Consider the following 17614-nt stretch of genomic DNA (forward strand, 5'->3'; position numbering starts at 1 on the left):
CCGAAAATTAGTGTTTATGATTCGATGGGACAAAGGTCTTTGTAATCAACTCGTTGAACCTGCACAAATGGTTAGATTCTTTTTTATGGTGATTAAAAGGATTTAGAAATATCCAAGAAATCAAAAAGAGCAGATTTTTCATCTGCTCTTTTGCCCATAACTATATATAAAATGATAATCTTCTAATATTCAAAGCTACCTTTAAGTTCGATTAAAATGGAAGTGGATTATCCTCCTGATCGTTTTCGGTAAAATCAACTTCGATTTCTTTATCCTCAGCTTTCTGCGCCGGGGTACTTGCAACATTCCCCGTGTTAGCAGCTCCAGCAGGTTCAAAATCTGATTTCCGTCCCAAAAGGGTAAAAGTCTCAGCAACTACTTCAGTAGCATAGCGTCTGATCCCTCTTTATCTTCGTAGGTACGCGTACGTAACCGACCTTCGATATAGACCAATTTGCCCTTAGTAAGGTATTTTACCGCCACATCTGCCAAACCGCGCCACATGACAATATTGTGCCACTCGGTTTGTTCTACTCGTTTTCCGTCCTTGTTATACGTTTCTGAAGTTGCCAATGGGAAACTGGCAACGGAGACATTGCCTTCTAAATATCGAATTTCGGGATCTTTTCCAAGATGTCCCACTAAAATAACTTTGTTAACTCCTGACATAATTTAAAAGCATAAATGGTTAAAAATTGGATCTTTCCAAAAGGTAAAGATCAACTTGTGTTTAGCTAATTTATCTAAATCTTTTAAAAATACATAATCCCAATTGGATTTTTTTGATTTAGACCGCCCTTTAACCGCACTTCAAAGAATGTCGCATAAATATTCTGATGGCTCAGAATATGTTTAGTTTGTTTTTGCAGAAGTTTGATCTCCGCCTTATCCCCGAAATAATGGACAAATTGCTCATCTCCAAGGAGCTCGGGTATACTTAATGTTCGATCAGACTCGATCAGAGGAAACTCGTATAAATTCTGCCAGACATCGCCTTCTCCGCGTTTTGACATCAAAATTTGCGCTTCGTCTTTAAGGATAAAATAATTAAAGTACCGTTCTCTGCTTGCTTTGCCTTTAAGTTTAACCGGCAATCGATCAACCTCTCCCTGTAGCACGGCGTAACAGGATGTATTAAACATACAAGTAATACACAAAGGTTGCTTCGGCTTACAATGAATAGCACCAAAATCCATAATGGCCTGATTGTATAATGCCGGATGCTCCTGATCCAAATTTTCCTGAGCGATAGCCGTAAAAATTTTCTTTCCCTCAGTAGAATTGATCGCTGTGTCTATGCCATAATATCTCGAGAGCACACGGAACACATTCCCATCCAGTACTGCCTGAGCCTCATTATTGGAAAAGGATGATATTGCGGCAGCGGTATATTCACCAATACCGGGAAGCTTTAGCAAGGTCTTATAGTCTACGGGAAAAATGCCATTATATTCATCACGGACGATTCGTGCAGCCTTATGCATATTTCGTCCCCTTGAATAATAACCCAGTCCCTGCCAAAGGTGTAAAATATCATCTTCCTCTGCGTTAGCAAAGTCAACGACTGTCTCAAACCGTTCCACAAATCGTAAATAGTAAGGCAGCCCTTGTTCTACTCGAGTCTGTTGCAGGATAATCTCAGAGAGCCAAATTTTATAGGCATCTCTTGTTTCCCGCCATGGTAAATCACGCTTATGCTGTTGATACCATCCCTGCAATTCCGCACCAAATGTCATAACAACAAAAATGCACAATTTTTCAGCATTTTCAAGCAGCGTACAAACAAAGATCGGTTCCCACTATCAAATCAAAACCTAAAACAAACGTTCGAATACTAACCTCTTATTTTTCGCATTGCGAAGCGACGTAATCTGTTCGTCCGGTTCCAAAATGGCATTTTCAAGGAAATGGAACCATTATATTTTTCTTTTAATGCCTGATACAGGCGTCCGTCATAGGAGACAGCAAAGCGCCCATCAGCTTTCAGATACACGGGCAAATGACGATTGCCTACATCAAAACAGAATTCTCCGACCACAGAAAGATCTTGACTGTCAAGCAATACACAAAGACAAGGCAAGATATTGACCTGTATAAACAGATCTTCGCTATGATAGATACATTGCCCCGACTGTAAGGCCGTGCTGTCATCCCGTTGTATCTTTACCGTATTGCCCTTACGTGTTTTGCGATGGATAACACGTTTATTCACTTCAAAGTAGGAAAGATCCAAGATATCCGATTCACGATTGAATTTAACATGCTCAAAATTGGGAATGGACTCAATGAGGATTTCGGTAGGCTCTTTCGATTTACGCATATTTCAGTCCTTCCTCCGTTTTACTCTTGTTTACCCTCTTTTTCCGCGGGCTGGCCGTACTTTTCTTTTTAGCGACAACTGCCTCTGCCTCAGCCACCTCTACCACAATCGAATCTACCGCAATTGGCACAGGCTCTATTACCTCTTTTTCGATGACTTCAGCTTCTTTAGACTCTGACAGTTTATGCATGGTAAAGTCCCAACACAATTGCCCTAACATTTGCAGAAAATCATAGAGCAATTCACCGTCAGAACCCAGCGCTCGTAGAATAACGACATCCGATGATGCCTGTGTAAATCCATAAGAGATGTCATTATATTCTACAGTCAATATTTCGTCAAGCTCGTTCTTTAATTCCTGTGCAAAAAGAGCGGAGAATATAAAGGTCGCTTGATGGGTGTAACCTTCAAAGAAGAGCATCTTCTGGATGGGCTGCTTTTTGCTGTAACAGCTGATTATCAATAAAAGCCAGCTTTCCTGATCTGAAAACCTTAGTCTGTGTATGCAAACGATCAAATTCAAATGCTTCTTTCATATAGATCCGCCCGACACTGATAATATCACCCCACATCAAAACCGCATCTTCGGCCAAATGAATATGATTGGTCGCCTTGAATATGGAGTCTTTAAAAGGCGTGACTGGATGCGGAATATAATGCAATATTCCCCCGACGCAACCTGTACATCTGTATGCTGGCTAGCACCAGTTTTCATCGGGTGCAATTTATTGAAAGACTGCGTAAACAGCTTTAATTGGGCCTCTTCCTTTACATGGACATCAATATGAAGATGATCTGTATCCATAATACCGGGTGATGCACTCATGATAATCATTTCCAGATGGTCAGTTAGATTCGCTGCTCCATAGTGGGTCAATTTATAAGGCGCATTATGGTAGCTTTCTTTCAGCCTGCTTCTACCGTCCTCTTTGGCTACATTTAATACTATCTTACTATCCATATCCTATTGTTTTAGCCTACTTGTTCTAATAAAGCGTATTCTTTGATCCATTTCTTTACATCTTCCAACCCTTCTAATGTCATCAGATTCGTAAAAATAAAAGGACGTTCTCCACGCATGCGCAATGTATCCCGGCGCATGACCTCCAAATCTGCATGTACATAGGGCGCCAAATCAATTTTATTGATCAATAACAAATCTGAACGTGTGATACCGGGGCCACCTTTACGCGGCATTTTTTCTCCTTCGGCAACATCAAGAACAAAGATGGTTAAATCCGCTAAATCTGGGCTGAATGTTGCTGTCAGGTTATCCCCGCCACTTTCAACAAAAATAAGCTCCACATCCTCAAAACGGTTGGCCAATTCTTCTACGGCTTCAATATTCATCGATGCATCCTCGCGGATCGCGGTATGTGGGCATCCACCAGTCTCTACACCAATGATACGTTCTGCTGGTAGTGCCGAATTTTTTGCTGCAGATACATCGCATCTTCACGTGTGTAAATATCATTTGTAACAACACAGATGCTATAATCTGCGGACATCGAACGTGTCAATCGTTCGATCAAAGCAGTCTTGCCCGATCCAACAGGTCCGGCAACACCAATTTTACATAATTTCTTTTTGACGTCTTTTTCATCCTGAACTATTTATTTCATCGCTTAGATGAAGTTTATGATGCTTAAAATTTACCTTGCTCAATCAGATAAAATAAATTTTAAGTATAGCAGTAATCTTGCTTTTACGATATATAGATACGTGTATATAACTTTTCATGTTGCATACAACGGATATCTTGTGCAATACAACAATTACCGATTAAATCCTCTTCCAACGCTGGTTGCGCGATAACCAACTTATTGATTAATGGTTGCAACTTAAACAGAATCTGTTGTGCATCCATTTGACTAATAGGGACCAGTTTCGCGCAGTTGGTCATAATACCATTGAGTGAATTGTAATAAAAAGCACTCAAGGCATCTGAATAACTAATCCCTTGCGCATGTGCAAACATGGCAAATGCCATCGCGTAATGCCCATGCAATTCTTGTGTATTTATTGCTTTTAAATAAGCAGAACAACGTTTAACCGGCTGCAATTTTTCAGTCAGCTTCAAGAAGCGTATTCCCAATTTTTACTTGCATCCCGAATTTCATAAGGCGCTTTAAAGGCCGTGATCAAGGCATCTAATTCTGCTACCTTCTTCTTTGTTGCCTTTGTTTCGCATAATTGCCAAGTCTTATGAAAAAAGGCCGCATCGTTGTAATAGAAGCTATGTTCCAATAAAGTCTGTGCGTACTCTTTGGCAGTTTTCGAATCGTGTACAAGACCTTTGGTTATATAGGTTTCAATCCATAGGAATGTGTGAATCCTCCAATCGGAAAAACGGAATCATTGATCTGCATCAATGTCAACAATGGATTCATATTATACCCCTTTGCTAGTGTGATTTTATTTTGCACTACGGCATACTGATGTATGCGCAATGTATGCGTGCGTTCGATTACCCGCGACTCTTTCGTTGGTGTAAATCCCGCCCGTTGTAATTGTTCCCACAGCGGATTTTCGTAAGCCGCTATGATTTCATGATCTTTGTTGATAAAAACAGGGATATGCTTATTGCCTATTTCTAAACATATTCTTGCCATATCCAATACATTTTTTGGTCGTACGACCAAACAAGGACAGGGCAATATTCGGATAACGATACGGAGTTCCTTTGTTTCAAACAGAATATCACCATCGAACAAGGAGTCTTCACCCAGATTCTTAAATCCGATCTCTCGACCCTGAACAGTAAATCCCCGAATGACACGTCGCTCGGTATCAAACCATTCAAGCTCTAAAAAATCAAGTTCCGCAGCATCCTGCTCCTTGCTATCCGTCCAAATATTGCCTTTAATGTCTCTTGCTAAAATCATATATGCTGAATTAAAACAGGAAGTAACGTTGCGCCATTGGAAGCTCTTTTAATGGCTCACAAGTAGCTAAAACACCATCCACTGTTACTTCATACGTTTCTGGATTGACCACGATATTTGGTGTGGCATGATTATGTACCATATCCTTTTTCATCACTGTACGACAGCCTTCTACTGGCAAACATTTACGTGATAAATTCAATTTTTGGATATTTCCATTCTCTATGGATATTTTTGAAACGAAGTTGAAACACAATTTTGACACTGCTTTACCATAGTTTCCGAACATCGGTCTGTAGATGATAGGCTGTGGTGTAGGGATAGAAGCATTCGCATCCCCATTTTCGCACCTAGGATCATACCACCTTTGATAATCAACTCTGGCTTCACACCAAACAACTCTGGTTTCCACAAGATCAAATCGGCATATTTACCCGTCTCAATCGATCCAATATATTTATCAACACCATGCGCTTTTGCAGGGTTGATTGTAAATTTGGACACATAACGTTTTACACGGAAGTTGTCATTATCTTTCCCTTTATCTTCAGCCAGAGGACCACGTTGTATCTTCATTTTATGTGCCGTCTGGAATGTACGCGAGATAACTTCACCCACACGTCCCATCGCCTGACTATCCGAACTCATAATAGAGAATACACCCATATCTTGAAGAATATCTTCTGCGGCGATCGTCTGTGGACGGATACGTGAATCTGCAAAGGCAACATCTTCTTTCACATTTTTATCCAAGTGATGGCAGACCATTAACATATCAAGATGCTCCTCTGCGGTATTCACTGTAAACGGTTTTGTCGGGTTGGTAGATGCAGGAGAATATTTGGATACATCGCAATTTTGATGATATCAGGTGCGTGTCCACCACCAGCTCCTTCTGTATGGAACGTGTGGATAACACGACCGTCGATTGCGGCAACGGTATCTTCTAAGAACCCAGCTTCATTCAATGTATCCGTGTGTATCGCCACCTGTACGTCGTACTTATCAGCAACTTTTAACGCGGCATCGATAGTCGCAGGCGTAGCACCCCAGTCCTCATGGATTTTCACTCCTAATGCACCGGCTTCAATTTGCTCTTCGATCGGCTTGGTTGTCGAGACGTTACCTTTACCAAAGAAACCAACGTTGATCGGTAAGTTTTCAAACGCTTCAAACATACGCTCGATATACCATTTACCCGAAGTAACAGTTGTTGCCAGTGTACCATCTGCTGGACCGGCACCACCGCCGATAAATGTAGTTACACCTGAGTATAATGCAGTTTCGATCTGTTGTGGTGATATAAAGTGAATGTGTGTATCAATACCGCCAGCCGTAAGGATATAACCCGCACCACCGTGTACTTCGGTAGAAGCTCCGATAATCATTCCTTCGGTTACACCATCCTGTACGTCAGGGTTACCCGCTTTTCCTATTCCAACAATTTTACCATCCTTGATACCGACATCAGCCTTCACAATACCCCAGTGGTCAATAATGATCACATTGGTAATACAGAAGTCTAAAACACCCTCATCGCGCAGGGCACGGGCAGATTGCCCCATCCCATCACGGATCGTCTTACCACCACCGAATTTATTTTCTTCGCCATATACGTTGAAATCTTTTTCAATTTCTATAAACAGCTCCGTATCAGCTAAACGCACCTTATCACCCGTGGTAGGGCCAAAAAGAGCAGCATATTTTTCTCTAGGGATGTAAAGTTCCCCATCAATATATTTAACAGATGATTTGTCTAAACCTAGTTTATCTAAACCAAGCGCATGTAGACCAACGGTAGATCCCAATGTCGTGAGTCCTACAACCTTAATCCATTCGCGTCTATTCCATCCTCCCATTCTATATTATTTAGATTGTCTGAATTTTAATTTTTTCATTTTCTCAACAGCTTTTGACTTGACATTTTGGTCAGTATACTTCCCATTAGTCAATCCATTGAAACCGTGAATTTCTTTGCTTCCTCCAAATTCAACCAGTACAACAGACTTCTGTTCACCTGGTTCAAACCGCACAGCTGTACTTGCAGGAATATTCAAGCGCATACCAAATGCCTTTTCGCGGTCAAACGAAAGCAATTTGTTCGCTTCAAAAAAATGATAGTGCGAACCTACCTGAATCGGTCTATCGCCTTCATTTTTTACAACAAGGCTAGTGGTTCTACGCCCCACGTTAGCTTTGATTTCTTCTTTTTTAAAATGTATTCTCCTGGAATCATATGATTAAGATTTATTAACGTATAGGATCATGAACTGTTACCAACTTGGTACCGTCCGGAAAAGTAACCTCAATCTGCACATCATGGATCATCTCAGGGACACCTTCCATCACCTGGCTTCTTTTCAATAAGGTCGTACCATAAGACATTAAGTCCGCAACAGACCGACCATCTCTTGCTTCCTCCATAATCTGAGCACTGATATAGGCAATACATTCAGGGTAATTTAGTTTCACCCCGCGCTTTAGTCGCTTTGCTGCCAATTCTCCTGCTAAATGCAATAGCAGCTTTTCTGTTTCTCTTGGTGTTAAACGCATAAAAAATAATTATTTGTTATTTTGTTAAAGGAATTATTACAAGACCGGAATTGTAAAATATGCTCCAAAGGCTACACGGTTATATTGACTTTTACCCATATCCATATGTCCCTTGTAGTTTACTGTGTTACCTACATAACCAAGATAGAATCGCAAATCCTGATTATGAAAAGGCTTATGTTGCAGGGTAGCAAAGTAGGTCCAGTTTTGACGGAAATTTTTGCCAACTTGATCGTCATCTCTCGATCCGGCAGTCTCATAGCCACCTTTCAGAGCTACCTCCCATTTTTCACTTAAAAACTGATCATACCGTACAATTGCTGAAGCGTAATTGACATCCTTTGCCAAAACGCGTCCTGTCCCCGTACGTCCATAAAAGTCATTGATTGCCGATGATGCAATCAAAGCATGGTCAACACCTAGATAAGAATATTGTAGGTCTAAATAGACCATTTGCTTCGGCGTTTTAAACTTGTTTGCCAAAGAGATGGAATGATTGGTATGCCCCTTCGCAAACTGAGAGATATTATAGGACCATTTCGTATTGATTTTTTTATCCATAAAGGCTCCTACCCAAGTAAAGTAAGCACCCATTGGCACATCAGATCGCTCCAGATCACCTACTGCAAAACCATTTTTGGTATGCACATCCATAAAACTATCGTTTGTTGTATTATAAACTTGTGCATGTAAGGAATGATTAGGGTTAACTTCATAGGACAATGTTCCCCGACCACAAATAAATTCAGGATACGGTCAACATAATCCGTGAATTTATACTCGTAAATAGGATTATTTTCAAACTCGTAGCTACCCACGATAGCACTCTGCTTACCCGCTGTGACGGACCATTTCAGATCCTTTCCAAACTTATATTTGATATAGGCCATATCCAATGCCTTTGATCCATTGTCCTGACTGGTTGGTGCAAATGATCTATTCAGACGAAAACGTACTTTATACGAAAGCTGATCATTGTAATCACCGCTCATCAAGATGCGGGCATCGTCCAAATTTGCTTTTGCCTGACCGGAGCCATCGCTGTTATCAGCTTGCAGACCCGCACGCAGCAAAACATCCAATTGAAATGATTTTGCCCTAGCTGGTTCCTTTGACAATAAACTACTTCTGGATAATAAGCTATTTCTTTCTGCTGGAATGGAATCTGTTGGAGCCTGTTCCTGCGCATGTAATGTCGCAATGCCCAAACCCAACGTTGTAATAAGTGAAAGTGTTTTTTTCATCCGTATAACTTGCTTTTTGTTGGTGATGAAGCTATCAGATTTATTCCTTTATAGGTTTGAATAAATCGTGATGGTTTCATATGATATACCTATCTCTGGTACAAGTATATCACGGCAAATTAAAAATGGAATAAGGATGAGATTAAAATGAGATTAGAAAGCAATTTTAGGCAGCGTGACAACAACCTGGGTACCTTGCCCTTCTGCAGAATAAAGGTTGAGTTCAGCACCATGAAGATCAAAGATATTCTTGGCCAAAACAAGCCCCAGGCCATTTCCATAGATATCCCCGACATTGGAAGCGCGATAAAACGAAGTAAAAATATGGGGCTGATCTTTCTGCGGGATTCCGATCCCTTTATCAAATACTTTAATTGTAATATTTAGGTCATCACAGCTAATAGCGACCTGAACCTGCTCCCCATTACCATATTTATACGCATTGGAGATAATATTGCTAAATGCGATATAGAACAGATCGGGATTAGCAAATACGGTTAACTCATCGCTATCCTCAGGGATTTGAGTAAGGTCAAAAGACAACCTAAAATCCTTATGAATGCTTCGTTCAGCCTTATAAATTTCATAGAGCAATTCGTCAATGCGAATGAGCACCTTATTATCTACCTCCCCTTTAAAGCCCATACGGGATAATTGAAGGAGATTATTAATAATGAGTTCCATCTTATCCGCATATTTCGCAATCGTCTCCAATGAATAGTAGGCTTCGTGTTCTTTGGGGATTAGATTTCGTGCAAGTTCGGCCTCACCACCAATAATTGTTAGCGGTGTCTTTAATGAATGGGATGCATTTCCGATAAAACTCTGTTGCGACTGTACAGAAATATCCAAACGACTGAGCATCGAGTTGAGGTTAGCAATTAATACACCTAACTCATCTTTAGCATTGCTGAATTTACTGGATAGTCTATAGTCCAGATTAGCAATATCCACTTTCCCCAAATCACTGTTGATATCTTTTATAGGCTTTAGTAGTCGATCTGCAAAATAAAATGACATGAGGATAATCAATAGAATTGCTAAAAATCCACCTGTAATCAAGGTACGATCTAATTGTCGTTGTTCATCATGGCCATAATCATCAACCCCTTCTGACACAACAATTAGATTATCGTGATGGAGTCGGTCTTTAAAAAATACCGCTACGAATGCGGTTTCGTTATGCATATATCTGCCTTTGCCATTCTTAATAACCTCCTTATAGAAGCCCATGGGCATGGGCAAATTGGGTTTAAAACGGATACTGTCACTACCTTTTACCACACGGAGCAAATGATCTGTTCCTTCAGATAGCTGTTTGAGGTATTTACGTTTTACTTGAATATAGAGCTCCTTGTTTTCCTCCTTCTGGTTGACAATATGGTCACCCACGATAACCGCGTTTTCCTCCAAACGGTGAAAAAACTTGGTCTGCAGACTATCATAGGTAAAATAAGAGACATACAAGGCAAAGACAACAAGCAGAAGCGTGCTGATAATAGAAAATAAGAGTACGATCTTGGTCCTAATTTTCATGACGGATAACATAGCCCATACCAATAACTGTATGGATCAGTTTACAGGAAAATTGTTTGTCAATTTTTTTCCGCAAATAATTGACATAGACATCCACGACATTGGTACTTAGATCAACATCCATACCCCAAACTTCCTCTAGGATGTCTATTCGTGTCAATACTTTATTCCGATTGAGCATTAAGAATTCCAATAAGCGGAATTCGGTGGCTGTAAGTATGATCGGAGACTCCCCGCGTTGAACAGATTTACTATCCCGATCCAATTGCAGATCATCAAATGTCAAGACATTCTTTTGTTCGGTCACCGTTTTGGACTTGCGGCTATAGCGATTTATACGCGCCTTTAGTTCCTCTAAACGAAACGGTTTGGTCAGGTAATCATCTGCATCACGTTCAAAAGCTTCCACAATATCTTCGGTTTGGTTCAATGCAGTGAGGATAATAATCGGAACTTCATTATTGGACATCCGGATGTTTTTGCATACATCAAGACCATTCATGCCAGGCAGCATGACATCCAACAAAATGAGGTCATAATGATTTAATCCGGCCATTTTTAGACCTGTATAGCCATCCATTGCAATGCTAATGTTATAGCCTTCTTCCTTTAGCCCTCTTTCTATCAAGGATATGACCGACGGTTCGTCTTCTATAAGCAGTAGTTCCACAGATATTGTTTTAAAAAGTAAATTTAAGGTTTGTAAAATACGAAAATATCACAGCACGTCTCACCTAAGTTGCTGAATGCCATGAAATTCATAAATTCTTGACTTTTATATGATATTTTCAGGATGATAGAAACGCACTTATTGTGTTCCAGCCTACTAGCATCACCTATTTTACAAAATGGCATTTGAATACAATAATATCAAAATTTCTGCATGATTTTTCCCAATCGACAAAAGATTATTTCACAAACCAACCAAATTTCAATACTTTCGTATTCTAATTCGTATTTCCAATGAAACATCTTTTCCTTTGCATAGCCTTTTTCACATTAGTTTTTGCTAAAACCAGTCTGGCTCAACAAAAGGTCTTTAAAATAACCTATCAATTTGCCGATCCCGAAACAGGTACAGATACATCAGCTTCTGAATTTATCAAAATTTTGGCCGGAAACGGAGAAGCATTGATGCACGCCTATATTTGCAAGGATCAAATGCGTGTAGAGAGTTTGCTGTTTGGAAAATCCATACAGATCAGCAACATCAAAGACGAGACTTCTTATCTGGTCGACGAAAATAGCAAAACATATACTTCAACGGATCTTGCCTCCGGTAAGCTTATTGAAACATCAGCGGGTGGAGATTACGTTTACTCGAGTGATTTTGAAATGAGCTTAATTCGAATGAAAAGAAAGTGATTGCAGGATTGTCCTGTAAAAAAGCAACATTTAATTTAGCAGGCAGTAAAGATAAACAAACCGAAATCACAGTCTGGTATGCGGAAAATTTACCAAAATTATACTGGGGAACCTACGATTACCTAGAAAAGGTACCCGGAGCAGCGCTATCTATCGGTGCCGAGGGTTTAGGAATCAAGCGACGAAAGTTGAAGAAGTCCCTTACGATACGGCATTATTCGAAATTCCGGAAGGTTATGAAGAAGGGGAAGCAGAAGAAACTGCGACCGACTCCGCGCTAAATGACCATTTATCTTGGTATCAAGATCCCAATACTGAATTTTTGGCGTACAGGACAGCCTAGGCAATAAACTCACGCCGGCAAAATATGCTTCTATCTACGCGTACGTAGGTGATTATGCCATCGTCACCGACGCAGCTCAAATGTTTGGCCTGATCGACCTACAGGAAAAGAAGTTATCCCCTGTCAATACGAATCATTGAGTTTAGATACGGAAGGTGCACCATTGGTATTTATAAAAGATCAGAAATATGGTCTGTTGGATTATAACGGTAAACTATTGCTTGCTGCCAAATATGATTTCATCTCTGTCCCAAGTTTAAGCCATGCCTTATACAACGAAGGAGACCTTACCGGTGTGCTCGATCTAAAAGGGAACGTATTGATTCCTGCGAAATACGAAACTATCTCAGAGTATCGCGACAATCTAGCACTGATTTTTGAAAATCTAACCTATCAGTTAGTTGACAAATCCGGCAAAAAAATTATTACCTACAAGTCAGGAGTATTTATCTTTTGCTGGCGAGAAATTATTATTGGTTTTTAAAGACAACAAGTATGGATATCTTGACTACAGTGGCAAAGTGGTCATTCCTTTTAAATTCCAGAATGCACAACCCTTTGAAAATGGATTAGCCTTGGTCAGCGAAGACCTTGAGAATTTTTACTATATTAATGCAAAAGGAAAGTTTATAAAAAGTATGAAGAGTAATCCACAAACATTCTATCTTTCAACATTGCATCGCGGGAAATACATGTTTATTCTATTGACCTCGATTCTATTGATAGGGATAGGCATGTCGAAAGTTCCGATTCAAGAAATTTATAAGATCATCATCGCTCTTTTGATGGTTCCCTTGGCACTGTATTTGGCGATCAAGTGTTCTACACTGGACTCCACATGGCGGTTGGATGCAGATACACTCACTGTCAGCAATTCAAAAAAACAGTTGAATTCCCATTGAGCAACATTTCACATATTCGAAATCTCAGACGCTCCGGTGGCAATTTGATTATTATAAACCAAAACAAAGGTTCCGCTTTTCGTACTTGGCGTAATAAGTTATTTCAGAAAGAAGATGATCTGCCCCTATTGACCCAAGCAATCAAAGAGGCTAATATTGAATATTACGATATGTAATAGCATACATTCCACGGTAACATTTGTTACCGTTTTTTGTAATAGCGGTATGTACCTTTGTCATATAAATTAAGAACAAGCTATGTTATTGGAATACATCAAACAACCATGGCCTTGGTATATTTCGGGGCCTTTAATTGCATTAGTCATGTACTTATTGCTAAAACAAGGAAAAGATTTCGGGATGTCGAATAATCTGCGGACGATGTGTACGGTATTAGGTGCCGGTAAATCATCCTCTTTTTTTTCGTTTCGACTGGAAGACGCAATCCTGGAACCTTCTTGTGGTACTCGGAACCGCCATTGGAGGATTCATTGCTCATTACTTTTTAAGCGACGGATCTGCTGCGCAAATCAATGCAAAAAGTGTCGCTGATTTAAAGGAACTAGGTATAATAGATCATCTACAGGGCTATCTTCCCGAATCGATCTTTGTTTTTAATGGCTCTTGGTTTCAGTTTTTAATACTGAGCATTGGCGGACTATTGATCGGTTTCGGGACAAGATATGCCGGAGGCTGCTCGTCAGGACACGCCATCTCAGGACTCAGCAATTTTCAGCTTCCCTCTTTAATCGCTGTCATTGGTTTTTTTATAGGTGGCATCATCATGGTTCATTTCTTATTTCCTTTAATCTTCGCATAAATGAAAGCAATAAAATTTATATTGATCGGAATCTTATTTGGGATCATTTTATACAAATCAGAAGCAGCTTCATGGTATCGCATTTATGAGATGTTTCAGTTCCGCTCATTCCACATGTATGGCATGATCGGTACGGCGCTTGCAACAGCGATTATCATTGTACAAATTATCAAACGGAAACAGATTAAAGACAGCAATGGGATGCAGATCGCATTTCAGGCGAAAGACAAAAGCATCACACGCTATCTCGTCGGTGGTACCATTTTCGGGCTGGGCTGGGCATTGTCAGGAGCCTGTCCGGGACCCATGTTTGCATTAATCGGCTCAGGCTATTGGACATTGGGCATTGTACTGATCTTCGCTATCCTGGGGACATGGATCTATGGATTAATTAGACACAAGCTGCCTCATTAAGCCTAGAATAGACGATCATGAGTCTGGGGTATAACAATAGCATTTGATTTAGCAAAAAATGGAACTACTTTTTATAATTGGCTTTTTATTGGCGATATTGGTTGGGCTATCAATGGGTTTAATGGGGAGTGGCGGCAGTATTTTAACACTACCGATCTTCGTGTATCTATTTCATATTGAGCCCCAATATGCCCTTGATTATTCCCTGTTTTCCATTGGAATACTGGCCATAATCGGCTCAATTAAACCCCTGACCACAGGGCAAATAGATCTAAAAACCACGGCGTTCTTTTTGGTTCCGTCTTTACTGTCGGTCTACTTGACCAAGCGACACCTGTTGGCTGCCATACCAGCGCAATTTCATCTTGCGGAAATAGCAGTCTCCAGAAATCACGTTATTATGTTGTTGTTTTCGATTGTTATCCTGATTTCCGCGCTGGCAATGATGCGCAGAAGGAAACAGGTCGAAATATCAGCTGTCACGATGCATATTGGTCAAGTCCTCAAAATAGTTAGCGCGGGTCTACTTGTGGGTGTCATGACAGGACTTGTCGGTGCCGGTGGCGGCTTTATTATTGTACCGTCGTTGGTGCTCCTTTTGGGAATTCCATTAAAACAGGCTATCGCAACATCGCTATTTATCATTGGGTTAAACGCCTCCTTTGGTCTGGTTGCAAACTACCAGTTATTGAACCACATGAATTGGCCGATATTGCTTACTTTTACGCTAATCACTTTAATAGGCCTTCAGATTGGTTCCAAATGGAAAGACAAATTGGAGGTGGTACGACTACAGGGGATCTTTGGTTATTTCCTGATCAGTATCGGTATCCTAATTTTCACTTTCGAAATCATTCAATTCGTAAATCACTAAAAATCATATATTATGTTTTTTCAACACATTTTGAGTCATCTTTAGCACATTCAAGTTATTTAATTGGCTGTCAGGCCAAAGGTGTTGCCATGGTAATTGACCCCAAAAGAGATGTCGACACTTATTTAGAGATTGCAGCAAAAAACAATTTAAAAATTACACATATTGCCGAAACACATATCCATGCTGATTATCTCTCCGGAACATTGGAATTAGCTGAACTAACAGGCGCCCAATGTTACCTTTCCGACGAAGGAGGCGAAGATTGGCAATATGAGTTTCCCCATATTGGATTAAAAGACGGTGATCAGATCCATCTTGGAAACCTAATTTTTAAGGTACTCCATACCCCTGGACATACGCCTGAGAGTCTTAGTTTTGTTTTAATTGATACGCCAGCAACAATGGATCCGGTGATGATATTTACAGGTGATTTTGTATTTGTCGGAGACATTGGCCGTCCAGATCTTTTGGAGAATGCCGCAGGCCTCATTGGTACCAAGGAAGTTGGTGCACAGCAGATGTTTAAGTCTTTACAGCATTTTTTGACTTTACCAGATTATATCCAGGTGTGGCCTGCCCATGGTGCTGGATCAGCATGTGGCAAAGCATTGGGTGCTGTACCTAGTTCAACGGTTGGTTATGAACGGATACGCAACTGGGCGTTTCAATATCAAAATAATGAAAGTGATTTTGTTGCGGAACTTTTAGAAGGACAGCCTGAGCCGCCGCGCTATTTTGCCATGATGAAGAAGCTCAACAAAATCATGCGTCCGCTACAGACAAGCGTACCTCAGTATCCCAAGCTTTCGATGGAAGAGTTCACCAGACTGTATCAGTCAGGTACCACGGTCATCGATACTCGACATAAATTTGATTTTGCGAAAGGTTATCTTCCCAACAGCATCAACATACAACATAATCGGACATTCAACACCTGGGCCGGCTGGATATTGGATTACACAAAACCATTTATTCTTATCATAGATGAAAAAGAACAGGACGAAATTGCACGTAAATTAATGCGCATAGGTCTTGACAATGTTGTCGGCTATATTACAATCGAAGCCATTCCACAATTGGGAATTCCTTTGGAACAACAACAGCTTATCGGATTTCAGGAAATGAATGATGTCCTTGACAATCCCAACGTTCAGATTCTGGATGTCAGGAATACAGCCGAATTTACGGCAGGACATCTACCACATGCCACACATCTCTTTGTTGGAACAATTGAAGACAATCTAGACAAAATTGATCGCACAAAAGAATTATACCTGCATTGTCAATCTGGAGACCGGGCGACAATTGCAGCTTCGATCTTAGCTAAAAATGGAATTAAAGACATTAAAATATATAGTGCGTCCATCAATGACTGGAATGCAAAAGGTGGTCTATTAGTTAAATAGCCTGTTGAATAAAATAGCTCCAGAAATAAATCCGGAGCTATTTTATTTTCACATAATCACAGTCATTCAGCTGCTTCTATAAGCTATTCCTGTTAATTCGCAGGAATTCAATAACCTCATCTTTCTTTTCCTCCATCTTCCCTTTCTTCTCCACGAATTGATGATTATAGATGGTCAGGTATTGATGGTCATCGGTATCCGATTCGTACACTTCTGCCGTTGCAAAAAAAATGCTCTTCTTCATCGGAAAGATGATCGTAGACATAGGCAAAATCATGATTGGCCAATGTGTTCGCCGTAGCATCTTTGTCTTCAACAAACTTTAATCGCCCCGGTAAAATCCGTTTGTTCATCCAGATCTCGTCTTTCTCTGAAAAAGGATAAATGGTAATACCCCGAAAAGCCATAATAATAGGTGTAATCAGAATGATTGCCATTTCAATTCCCCATACGGCCCAAAGCATCCCTCCTGACACAGTTGATTTCTTCAAGCTAAATGTACCAACCTCATTTAAGCCCTGTAATGCCTCCCAGATAAAAGAGGGGTGCATAAAAAATGCTTTAAAGCCTTCCAGGCTAAAAGAAGATTTCACCCAGGTGTCTCCACCCATGGTACCTTCAGCATTATACATCACCGAAACAAACAGCGCCCACTGTGCATAAAAACCAACTATAGCAACGATCAGTGTGATGATAATCGCAACACCTTTGTTCCTGAGCTTCCATTGTTTGAAACAAAAATTAAGCAGATAAAACAGTCCTGCTCCAAATCCAAGTGTGATAAAGACATTGAAATAGACAATCGGAATAAACCACTGTAAGGCGATATAAACAATTGCCAAGATAATTGATCCTACAATACCCAACACAAGCGAGCCGATTAATGCGAAAGCAGGCACCTTCCCGAAGGCTTATAATACAGATTTTCCATAAATTTATTTGTAATATT

General features: G+C 40.3%; 25 protein-coding genes and 4 pseudogenes. 9 read left to right on the forward strand and 20 right to left on the reverse strand.

Annotation, left to right across the window (positions count from 1 at the left end; translation table 11 throughout):
* Positions 1-211: 211 nt before the first annotated feature.
* The 18 genes and pseudogenes from KUH03_RS16270 to KUH03_RS16350 form a co-directional block, all read right to left on the reverse strand.
* Positions 212-669 (reverse strand): annotated as a pseudogene (locus KUH03_RS16270) (single-stranded DNA-binding protein).
* Positions 670-752: 83 nt separating this feature from the next.
* The gene (gene mutY, locus KUH03_RS16275) at positions 753-1736 is read right to left on the reverse strand and encodes an A/G-specific adenine glycosylase (protein WP_257094800.1); all 984 of its coding nucleotides are present in this window, start codon (positions 1734-1736) and stop codon (positions 753-755) included.
* Positions 1737-1834: 98 nt separating this feature from the next.
* A complete protein-coding gene (locus KUH03_RS16280; RefSeq protein ID WP_257094803.1) occupies positions 1835-2320 on the reverse strand; it encodes an urease accessory protein UreE in 486 nt (161 codons plus the stop codon).
* Positions 2313-2741 carry a hypothetical protein gene (locus KUH03_RS16285; protein ID WP_257094805.1) on the reverse strand — a complete coding sequence of 143 codons (429 nt, stop codon included), beginning with the start codon at positions 2739-2741 and terminating at the stop codon, positions 2313-2315. The genes KUH03_RS16280 and KUH03_RS16285 overlap by 8 nt, the downstream gene beginning before the upstream one ends.
* Positions 2728-3281: pseudogene (locus KUH03_RS16295) on the reverse strand (urease accessory protein UreD). The gene KUH03_RS16285 and the pseudogene KUH03_RS16295 overlap by 14 nt, the downstream one beginning before the upstream one ends.
* 11 nt (positions 3282-3292) lie before the next feature.
* Positions 3293-3727 (reverse strand): urease accessory protein UreG, encoded by a 435-nt coding sequence (gene ureG, locus KUH03_RS16300; protein ID WP_306429751.1) that lies wholly within the window; start codon positions 3725-3727, stop codon positions 3293-3295.
* Positions 3715-3852 carry a hypothetical protein gene (locus tag KUH03_RS46015; protein ID WP_306429606.1) on the reverse strand — a complete coding sequence of 46 codons (138 nt, stop codon included), beginning with the start codon at positions 3850-3852 and terminating at the stop codon, positions 3715-3717. Before KUH03_RS46015 ends, ureG begins: the two co-directional genes overlap by 13 nt.
* Positions 3853-4025: 173 nt before the next feature.
* Positions 4026-4567: pseudogene (locus tag KUH03_RS16305) on the reverse strand (urease accessory protein UreF).
* 53 nt (positions 4568-4620) lie between these two features.
* Positions 4621-5205, reverse strand: coding sequence for an urease accessory protein UreE (locus KUH03_RS16315; RefSeq protein ID WP_257094815.1), 585 nt, complete (start codon positions 5203-5205; stop codon positions 4621-4623).
* A gap of 10 nt (positions 5206-5215) precedes the next feature.
* Positions 5216-5386: a hypothetical protein gene (locus KUH03_RS46020; RefSeq protein WP_306429607.1), complete on the reverse strand. Its 171-nt coding sequence runs from the start codon at positions 5384-5386 to the stop codon at positions 5216-5218.
* A gap of 41 nt (positions 5387-5427) precedes the next feature.
* On the reverse strand, positions 5428-6006 hold the full coding sequence (locus KUH03_RS46025; protein ID WP_306429608.1) for an amidohydrolase family protein: 579 nt from the start codon (positions 6004-6006) through the stop codon (positions 5428-5430).
* A complete protein-coding gene (locus KUH03_RS46030) occupies positions 6003-7064 on the reverse strand; it encodes an urease subunit alpha (protein WP_306429609.1) in 1062 nt (353 codons plus the stop codon). Before KUH03_RS46030 ends, KUH03_RS46025 begins: the two co-directional genes overlap by 4 nt.
* 81 nt (positions 7065-7145) lie before the next feature.
* A pseudogene (gene ureB / locus KUH03_RS16325) lies at positions 7146-7441 on the reverse strand (urease subunit beta); the annotation flags it as partial.
* A gap of 14 nt (positions 7442-7455) precedes the next feature.
* On the reverse strand, positions 7456-7758 hold the full coding sequence (gene ureA / locus KUH03_RS16330) for an urease subunit gamma (RefSeq protein ID WP_046674789.1): 303 nt from the start codon (positions 7756-7758) through the stop codon (positions 7456-7458).
* 36 nt (positions 7759-7794) lie between these two features.
* The gene (locus KUH03_RS16335) at positions 7795-8481 is read right to left on the reverse strand and encodes an OprO/OprP family phosphate-selective porin (protein ID WP_257094819.1); all 687 of its coding nucleotides are present in this window, start codon (positions 8479-8481) and stop codon (positions 7795-7797) included.
* Positions 8379-9002 (reverse strand): OprO/OprP family phosphate-selective porin, encoded by a 624-nt coding sequence (locus KUH03_RS16340; RefSeq protein WP_257094821.1) that lies wholly within the window; start codon positions 9000-9002, stop codon positions 8379-8381. The genes KUH03_RS16335 and KUH03_RS16340 overlap by 103 nt, the downstream gene beginning before the upstream one ends.
* Positions 9003-9155: 153 nt before the next feature.
* Entirely contained in the window at positions 9156-10538 is a 1383-nt protein-coding gene (locus tag KUH03_RS16345) for a cell wall metabolism sensor histidine kinase WalK (RefSeq protein WP_257094823.1), read from the reverse strand.
* Positions 10528-11208 carry a response regulator transcription factor gene (locus KUH03_RS16350; RefSeq protein ID WP_257094825.1) on the reverse strand — a complete coding sequence of 227 codons (681 nt, stop codon included), beginning with the start codon at positions 11206-11208 and terminating at the stop codon, positions 10528-10530. The genes KUH03_RS16345 and KUH03_RS16350 overlap by 11 nt, the downstream gene beginning before the upstream one ends.
* A gap of 293 nt (positions 11209-11501) precedes the next feature.
* Between KUH03_RS16350 and KUH03_RS16355 the strand changes: the two genes are divergently transcribed.
* The 9 genes from KUH03_RS16355 (at position 11502) to KUH03_RS16400 (ending at position 16665) form a co-directional block, all read left to right on the forward strand.
* Positions 11502-11903, forward strand: coding sequence for a hypothetical protein (locus tag KUH03_RS16355; RefSeq protein ID WP_257094827.1), 402 nt, complete (start codon positions 11502-11504; stop codon positions 11901-11903).
* Positions 11900-12184 carry a hypothetical protein gene (locus tag KUH03_RS16360; RefSeq protein ID WP_257094829.1) on the forward strand — a complete coding sequence of 95 codons (285 nt, stop codon included), beginning with the start codon at positions 11900-11902 and terminating at the stop codon, positions 12182-12184. The genes KUH03_RS16355 and KUH03_RS16360 overlap by 4 nt, the downstream gene beginning before the upstream one ends.
* A gap of 198 nt (positions 12185-12382) precedes the next feature.
* The gene (locus KUH03_RS48670; protein WP_373564738.1) at positions 12383-12730 is read left to right on the forward strand and encodes a WG repeat-containing protein; all 348 of its coding nucleotides are present in this window, start codon (positions 12383-12385) and stop codon (positions 12728-12730) included.
* Positions 12720-13148, forward strand: a complete 429-nt coding sequence (locus KUH03_RS16375) for a WG repeat-containing protein (RefSeq protein ID WP_257094831.1) — start codon at positions 12720-12722, stop codon at positions 13146-13148. Before KUH03_RS48670 ends, KUH03_RS16375 begins: the two co-directional genes overlap by 11 nt.
* Positions 13145-13324: a hypothetical protein gene (locus KUH03_RS16380; protein ID WP_257094833.1), complete on the forward strand. Its 180-nt coding sequence runs from the start codon at positions 13145-13147 to the stop codon at positions 13322-13324. The genes KUH03_RS16375 and KUH03_RS16380 overlap by 4 nt, the downstream gene beginning before the upstream one ends.
* Positions 13325-13608: 284 nt before the next feature.
* On the forward strand, positions 13609-13968 hold the full coding sequence (locus tag KUH03_RS16385; protein WP_257094834.1) for a YeeE/YedE family protein: 360 nt from the start codon (positions 13609-13611) through the stop codon (positions 13966-13968).
* Positions 13969-14382, forward strand: coding sequence for a YeeE/YedE family protein (locus KUH03_RS16390; RefSeq protein ID WP_257094836.1), 414 nt, complete (start codon positions 13969-13971; stop codon positions 14380-14382).
* Positions 14383-14440: 58 nt separating this feature from the next.
* Positions 14441-15256 (forward strand): sulfite exporter TauE/SafE family protein, encoded by an 816-nt coding sequence (locus tag KUH03_RS16395; protein ID WP_257094838.1) that lies wholly within the window; start codon positions 14441-14443, stop codon positions 15254-15256.
* An 89-nt stretch (positions 15257-15345) separates the two neighbouring features.
* On the forward strand, positions 15346-16665 hold the full coding sequence (locus tag KUH03_RS16400) for a rhodanese-like domain-containing protein (RefSeq protein ID WP_373564740.1): 1320 nt from the start codon (positions 15346-15348) through the stop codon (positions 16663-16665).
* 76 nt (positions 16666-16741) lie between these two features.
* Here KUH03_RS16400 and KUH03_RS16405 read toward each other — a convergent pair whose 3' ends face one another.
* Together KUH03_RS16405 and KUH03_RS16410 are read right to left on the reverse strand one after the other, a co-directional pair.
* On the reverse strand, positions 16742-16876 hold the full coding sequence (locus KUH03_RS16405; protein ID WP_257094840.1) for a hypothetical protein: 135 nt from the start codon (positions 16874-16876) through the stop codon (positions 16742-16744).
* Positions 16854-17564 carry a hypothetical protein gene (locus KUH03_RS16410; protein ID WP_257094841.1) on the reverse strand — a complete coding sequence of 237 codons (711 nt, stop codon included), beginning with the start codon at positions 17562-17564 and terminating at the stop codon, positions 16854-16856. Before KUH03_RS16410 ends, KUH03_RS16405 begins: the two co-directional genes overlap by 23 nt.
* Positions 17565-17614: the final 50 nt, after the last annotated feature.

The organism is Sphingobacterium sp. E70 (assembly GCF_019285695.1).
Classification (GTDB): domain Bacteria; phylum Bacteroidota; class Bacteroidia; order Sphingobacteriales; family Sphingobacteriaceae; genus Sphingobacterium; species Sphingobacterium detergens.